Origin of the sequence: Streptomyces chengmaiensis (genome assembly GCF_029846775.1) — a bacterium.
In the GTDB taxonomy this organism is placed as follows: Bacteria; Actinomycetota; Actinomycetes; order Streptomycetales; family Streptomycetaceae; genus Streptomyces; species Streptomyces chengmaiensis.
This window is the reverse complement of the sequence record NZ_JARWBG010000111.1, coordinates 1-6,651: the sequence shown is the minus strand read 5'-3', so window position 1 is coordinate 6,651 and position 6,651 is coordinate 1. Positions and strand designations below refer to the sequence as shown.

General features: G+C 68.0%; 4 protein-coding genes and 3 pseudogenes. 3 read left to right on the top strand and 4 right to left on the bottom strand.

The features are described from left to right. Nucleotides 1-284: 284 nt before the first annotated feature. The 3 genes and pseudogenes from QCN29_RS36370 to QCN29_RS37305 all read right to left on the bottom strand — a co-directional run bounded on the left by QCN29_RS36370 (nt 285) and on the right by QCN29_RS37305 (nt 3,484). Nucleotides 285-1,819 (bottom strand): annotated as a pseudogene (locus QCN29_RS36370) (ISL3 family transposase). A gap of 132 nt (nt 1,820-1,951) precedes the next feature. Beyond that, nucleotides 1,952-3,301 carry a transposase gene (locus QCN29_RS36365; protein ID WP_279933532.1) on the bottom strand — a complete coding sequence of 450 codons (1,350 nt, stop codon included), beginning with the start codon at nt 3,299-3,301 and terminating at the stop codon, nt 1,952-1,954. A 15-nt stretch (nt 3,302-3,316) separates the two neighbouring features. Then, nucleotides 3,317-3,484: an HNH endonuclease gene (locus QCN29_RS37305; protein ID WP_398860701.1), complete on the bottom strand. Its 168-nt coding sequence runs from the start codon at nt 3,482-3,484 to the stop codon at nt 3,317-3,319. A gap of 373 nt (nt 3,485-3,857) precedes the next feature. Between QCN29_RS37305 and QCN29_RS37400 the strand changes: the two are divergent. Then, nucleotides 3,858-3,972: pseudogene (locus QCN29_RS37400) on the top strand (IS630 family transposase); the annotation flags it as partial. 226 nt (nt 3,973-4,198) lie between these two features. Here QCN29_RS37400 and QCN29_RS36355 read toward each other — a convergent pair. Beyond that, nucleotides 4,199-4,732: a hypothetical protein gene (locus QCN29_RS36355; protein WP_279933529.1), complete on the bottom strand. Its 534-nt coding sequence runs from the start codon at nt 4,730-4,732 to the stop codon at nt 4,199-4,201. A gap of 233 nt (nt 4,733-4,965) precedes the next feature. Between QCN29_RS36355 and QCN29_RS36350 the strand changes: the two are divergent. Both QCN29_RS36350 and QCN29_RS36345 read left to right on the top strand, forming a co-directional pair. Continuing rightward, a pseudogene (locus tag QCN29_RS36350) lies at nt 4,966-5,369 on the top strand (helix-turn-helix domain-containing protein); the annotation flags it as partial. Nucleotides 5,370-6,200: 831 nt separating this feature from the next. Further along, on the top strand, nt 6,201-6,593 hold the full coding sequence (locus QCN29_RS36345; protein ID WP_279933528.1) for a hypothetical protein: 393 nt from the start codon (nt 6,201-6,203) through the stop codon (nt 6,591-6,593). The last annotated feature ends 58 nt before the right edge of the window (nt 6,594-6,651 follow it).

Sequence of the window (6,651 nt, the reverse complement as noted above, 5' to 3'; positions counted from 1 at the left end):
CCACGCCGGCAACGCGCCCCGCGCCATGGCCACCTTCCGCAACCTCGCCATCGGCACCCTGAAGCTCCTCGGAGCCGACAACATCGCCAAGACCACCCGCGCCATCCGGCACGAACCCGAACGAGCACTCGCCATCCTGGGTATTACCAACAACCCCGGCACTCACGGAACTTGATCAAGCCCTGCGACACCGCGCCGACTACCTCACCAAAATCAACCCACCGAACGAAGGGAGTGTCTAATCAACGGCCCTGTCTCGTATTCGGTGGTGACGGAGTGTGTTGCTACCCGAGGAGGATGCGGTGACGGAGCAGGGCGAAGCCTGCTCGTCCGTGCATCTGGCGCGCGATCCGCTTGGTCTTGGTGTTGACGCCCTCGGTGGGACCGTTGCTGTACGGAAGGGTGAGCGCGGCGTTCACGGCGTCGAGGTCTCGCTCCAGGCCGCGGGTGAAGGCGTGCAGGTGGGGCAGATCGGCACCGCGGACCCGGGTGATCCAGTGCGTGAGCGCGTCGGCGTTGTCGACGCGAGGTGTGAGGAGCGGGGCGAAGTCCCGTACTCCGGCGGCCAGTTGATTCATCTCGGGGCAGGCGGCGGTGAGTTTGTCCAGGAGGTCGCGTTGTTCGGCCTTGAGATTGTCCGGCCTGGTCAGCAGCATCCGGGCGAGCCGGCGCGGGGAGATGTGACTGCGGTCGGCGTCTGCGCGACCCTGGTTGATGTACTTGTGCAGGAGGTTCAGGCAGCCGGTGAGGCCGAGGGCCTTGATCTCCTCGAAGAGGTGCTTGACGGGGACGGAAGGTCTTCGGCCCGGCGTTTGCACAGGTGCTCGCGGTAGGGGTCGACGAGGCTGGCGCGGTACTTTGGGACGCGGAGCATGCGTTCGGGCTTGTCGGCGCGGGCGTAGCGTTTGACGGTGTTCAGGGCCAGCTGCAGGCGGCGGGCGCATTCGAGCAGGCCCACGCCTTGGTCGAGCAGCCCATGGACCTGGTGCCAACGCTCCAGGGTGCTCCGGGCGCGGGGCCCGTCGTAGATCGGCGCGTCCAGGACGGCGGCCCAGCAGGTGCTGTGTGCCTTGACCTCGCTCAGCGCGGCCTCGCACAGGTTGTGCCAGACATGCCACCGGTCCGCGATCTGCGTCGCGTCGGGCAGGGCGCGGCGGATCGCTTCGGCGTAGGTCGCCGAGCCGTCACGGCACACGGCCTCGATGCCCGGGTGTTGCCGCAGCCATGCTTCGAGGGTGTCGGCGGTGCGGTCGGGCAGCACGTCGATCCGTTCATGAGTCTCGGCGTCGATGATCACGGTGGCGTAGCGGTGGCGCCGGCGCAACGCGAAATCATCGACACCGATCACGCGGGGTACTCGCCCGGCAGGCAGCGTGATGCGTGGCAGCGTGCGCAGGGCCGTGTGACGCGACAGGCTCACCGCGAGTATCTCCAGCAGGCGAGCCCCAGCCCGGCCCGCTAACTCCTTGACCACGGCCTTGACTTGCCTGGTCAGGCGGGTGGTCCGCCGCTGGTATCGGTCGAGCACTCCGGGCACCTGCTCGCGGAAGGTGTGGCGGCAGCCGCGTGTCGGGCACACCAGTCGGCGCACCCGCACACGGACCACCACCCGTCGTTCATCGACCGGAAGGTCGGCCACCGTCCGCCAGTGATAGCCGTGCACGCGCTCCGACCCTGCCCCGCACACCGGGCAGACCGCGGCGTCCTGCGGCGTCCGTGCCCGCACCATGATCCGCTCGCCTTCGTCGGCTACATCCTCGATGGCCAGCGGAGACAGGCCCGAGAACGCCGTCTGCACAAGCTCATTGACATCCTTCACGCGAATGTCAACGACGCTCACGACACTCCGTCACCACCGAAATTGAGACAGGGCCGTTGATTAGACAGACCCACAACGAAAACTAGCAAAAGACTTAGCTTGACTCTGTCGGGGATCTTGGTGTCGGCGGAGTCAACTGCCCAGGGTTCGCCAGGACTTCAGGCGAGGGATCTCGCGTTGGTCGAGGTAGTTCTGGAAGGCAGTCGATCGGCGGGGTGTGGGGGCTTCCACGGCTGGTGGCAGTCCGCTGAGGCGCTCGATGTTGACGGCGATGGCTGTCAGGACGTGCTGGACGTGGGCCTTTCCCTGTCCGCGGTAGCGGCAGCGCCGCATGCCGTGTCCGTGGGCGAACTCGTTGACCGTGCTCTCCACTCCGGAGCGGACCGCGTAACGCGTCTTCCACTCGGGCGTCTGCTGCTCAGCGCGGACGCGGAGTTGCAGGTCGCGGAGCTCTCGTGGGGGGAAGCCCACGGTGCGGGCGTTGTCGGCGGTGCTGGTGCACTGGGTGCGGGCCGGGCAGGGACGGCACTGGCCCTTGGTGAACCGTGCGACGATCAGCGGGGCCGCGGTGGGAGAGGAGGTCGGGTAGGGGCCGTGCCAGCCCGCGCTGACCTGCCCCTGGGGACAGGTGACCTGCTGACGTTCGAAGTCGATATGGAAGTCGTCCCGGGCGAAGCCCTCGCCTCGGCGGTGCTGGCGGGTCGGGTTGCTCTTCAGTGGACCGGAGACGGTGACCTGGTGTTCACGGGCGGCCTGTTCCAGGTGGGGCAGAGAGGTGTAGCCGGCGTCGACCAGGTGCTCGGCGGGCAGCAGGCCGCGTCGGGAGAGGCGGGTGTGGATGCCGGGCAGGACCTGGCTGTCGCGGGTGGTGGCCGCGGTGGTGGCGACATCCGTGATCACGTTGGGGCCATCGGCAGCACAGGTCTCGGTCAGATGAGCGGCGAACCCCTTCCAGCTGATGATGTGCCCGTGCCTCGCGTAGCGGGCTGAGGTGTCGTAGGGCGAGACGATCGCCCTCGACGACGGCGGCAGACCCGCCCCGCCTTCCTTCTCGGCGGTGCGCCAGCGAAGGTGCCCAGCAGCATCACGGCGATAGTTCTGCACCATGATCTGCTGCAGAGCCTGAACACGAGGACCGGACATGCGGTCCGCTCCGTACCGGTAGAGGTGTTCCAGAAGCCGGACGGCGTCGTTTCCGGTGGCAAGAATCCTGGTCATGGGCTTGGTGGGATTCTTCCCCAGGCGGACCGGCCGACCGTAGCGCAGCCCCCAGCCCTCGTCGACCAGCTCCTCCAGCAGATGAGGAGAGATGCCTGCGACCTCTTCGAGTGCGGCGCGAACCGCCTCGGTGACCAGCTCCAGGCGGGTCAGGTCACGCACCGCGGCCAGGAACACCGGTAGGCCGTTGGCGAGGTTTCCGCTGTGTGCGGCGCCTTTTCCAACGGCCTCCGGTCCGAACCACGCGGGCACCTTTTGATGCACGTAGCTCTCCAGTGACTATCCCGTGGGTGTCGCGGTCGGTTGCCCGGTGTGGATGGCCTCGTGGCAGTCCGCGCAGACCACGAGGGTCTTGCGGCGCCGTTTGGCCATCAGTTGCGCCCACGCGGGCTGTGGTCGCCCCGGCTGGTCGAGGTCGGCAAGCTTGCGGACCTGGTGGGTCTCCACCGGAGCGAGACGCCGGCACCACTCGCACCACCGCGCCGTGAGCCGGGTGAGCAGCTCTTTGCGGCGGACGGTGACCGGGGCTGGCTGATGGTCGACGATGACCGCTGTCTTCTGCCGTCGTGACAGTATCTGTAGCAGACAGCGTGCCCCGGGGCACGGAGGCCCACAGTGCCCGAATCCAGATCCCCCTGATGGCCGAAGTGGATCCCCGGTTTCGGGAACCGGGGATCCACGGCTATGTATCGCGCCGCGCAGTTGGTCCCATCGGGGCGGAACAGTGATCGGACCAAGGAAGTTCCCCCTGCTTACTGAGATTGAACTTGTGGTGTCGTAGGGGGTGACGGCTGGTCGTCCGCTGCGGTATCACCGGGGCATGCGGTATCCACAAGGGGGGGCTGACCGCCGAACGCCAGCAGTTCCGCGAGGAGTTACGGCTCCAGGCGGCGGAGCGGTTCGCGCTGGGTGAGGCGAGTTCGGTGATCGCCAAGTACTACAGCCTCAGATCTTGAGGTTGTGATCGGTTCTGCTCGGGTTGTCGCCAGGGGCGGAGGCGGGCTGGGAGGGGGTCGCCGCGCTGGTTGTAGTGGCTGACGGTGGCCCGGGTCTGGTGAAGGGCTCGCCAGTGGTGCTGCTGGAGGTGGTACGCGTCGCTGTGGTGGGCGGTCAGGGCGGTGGCCGCGAGGAGCGTGGCGAGGGCCGGGACGGTCAGCCGGATCAGTGGAAGGCGCCGCTTCCCGCTGTCGCCGGTGCTTTTCCCGTGTCCGCCGGGTTCCGTCCGACCAGCTGCCCGGGGAGATCGGCTTTGGATTCGCCGTCCGGGTCGGGGTGGTGGGCGTGCTGGACGGTCAGGAAGGCCAGGGCGAGCCTCGCGCAGGTCACGTGCCGGTGCCAGGATGTCCAGCGGCGGACCTGGTACTGGCCGAGGCCGGTGATCTGCTTGGCCAGCTCATTGTTCTCCTCGATCTTCCAGCGCACCCCGGCCCTGCGCACAGCCTCCGGCAGTGCTGCCTCGCGGTGGTGGTGCACGAGGAAATAGGCGCACTCGAAGTCGACGCGGCCGCCGGCGAGCTGCTTCTTGTCGGTGGAGCGGCGGATCAGCAGGTGGTGGGCGAAGCCGTCGGCGGGCTGCTGGCCGAGCAGCAGCACCTCGAACCAGGTCCAGTCGTAGTACCGCTGCCCCCTTGGAACCCTCGCCCTGGCTGCGGCGCTCCCACGCGTCGCGCACGGTGGCGTAGTGCAGCAGGTCACCGGCCGCCGCGACCTTCGGCAGGTACGGCTTGCCCGGCGGACCCGCCAGCGGCAGGGTGACCGGCACCGCGAGCACGTAGCAGATCCTGTGCTCGTGCAGGAATGACCTGAGGGCGGGGTCCTTGCCATAGTCCGCGTGCGCGGCCACCCAACGTGCTCCGCACTCACATCCATCAGCATGACCGACAACGGTCAGCACCGATCACCAGTCACATGATCTGAGGCTGTAGTACAAGGACCTGCGGGTCAGTGTCCGATCGGTGCAGCGGTGGCGGCGGACGTGGGACGAGGGCGGCCCGCGTGCCCTGCGGTCGCAGGGACCGGCGTCGCTGCCGAGGCTGAGCCAGGAGCAGTTCGCCCAGCTGGAAGCGGAGCTGGCCAAGGGGCCGGCCGCTCACGGCTGGGAAGACCAGCGGTGGACGCTGGCGCGGGTCAAGACGGTGATCGGCCGACGCTTCCACCTGACCTACACCATCCAGGGCGTGCGCAAGCTCCTGGTCCGCAACGGCTGGTCCTGCCAGGTCCCGGCCCGACGTGCGATCGAGCGGGACGACGACGCGGTGGCCGGGTGGGCCCGGGAGGTGTGGCCCTGCGCGGAAGGCTCGCGGCGGTGAGTGGAGCCTGGCTCGTCTTCGAGTTGCGCCACGAGGCGCTCGTGCGCCGTGAGGCGCGGTGAATCGAAGGAGGTGCAAGACCTCCTCGCCAGGCTGTCGCAGCAGCCTGGCGGGAGCTGAGCGCAGTCCGACCCGGGAGACGCCGGGAAGGGCGGGAGCGGCCCTGACAAAGCCGGGACGTGCCAGCACTGCCAGATGGTGCGGGTCCGGCGAGCGGGATGGAGAGGAGTACGCGAGGAACCGGCGTCTTTACGTCTCTTAGCCTCGATCTTGCGCGCGCCCAGCAGACTGGAGGTCTTGATGACGTAGTCGATCTTCGGTCGTAAGCTCGCTGTCGCCTGCCGGTGCAAGTCCGGTCCGGGTAGCTGCCAGGAGGCCCGGTAGCAGACTGGCGGCGTCGGGGGGAAACGCCCGGCGTCGAAGCCCAGTGTCGAAAGCCCTGCAAAGGGGGAGAAAAGCAGCGGTCCGTAGCATCACGCGAAGCCTGCGGCGTCGTTAGAGGCCCGCCTCTCGGGGCGGGGACAGGGAGTGCCGAGCCCCCGAAATCAGGGTGAAGGCCATGGAAGCGGCGAAGATCCTGGAGATGCAGCCGTGAGGGACTCCCCGGCGTATGGGGCATGGAACGATGCGACGGTGACAGCGGGAACTGGGGAGGCCCTCCCCGGCCCGGTGGCCTGCGGATAGGTGCTGCCGGAAGCTGAGCGTCCTATAACCGGGTGCACCCCGGGAAGTGGGCGCGAGCCGGGTGGGCGTCGGAGGCGGCCGTAGTACCGCGATGAGCCGGCGGACAACACAACCGCCGGCCAGGGAAGGGCCGCTGCTTCGTCGATGCGCAGGTTGTCTGGAGGGGCTTGGTGAGTGCCGTTTCGGCTAGTTCCGCCACGTCGGGATCCCTGAAGCTGGATCCGGTCCGAGCTTTGCAGCATGCGCTCTACCGGGCGGCCAAGGCCGATCCCGGACGGCGGTTCCACGCGCTGGGGGACAAGGTCCACCGCAGGGACGTCCTGCGGCGCGCGTGGGCGACGGTGCGTCGGAACAACGGCGCCCCGGGCATTGACGCCACCACTCTCGCGCAGGTCGAGGAGTACGGCATCGACCGGCTTCTCGGCGAGTTGGCTGTCGGCGGTCACGTAATTCCCCACGATCTGCATGATCAGCGCCACGTAATTCCCCACCCGCGTGTTCACGATTCCCCACCGGGGCGCCGAACATCGACGGTGCCGCCGACCATGCTCGAACTGGCGTGATGTTCCCTGTTTCGGGTGGTTTGATCATTGATTGGTCATTCCTTGCGTATCGGCCGGG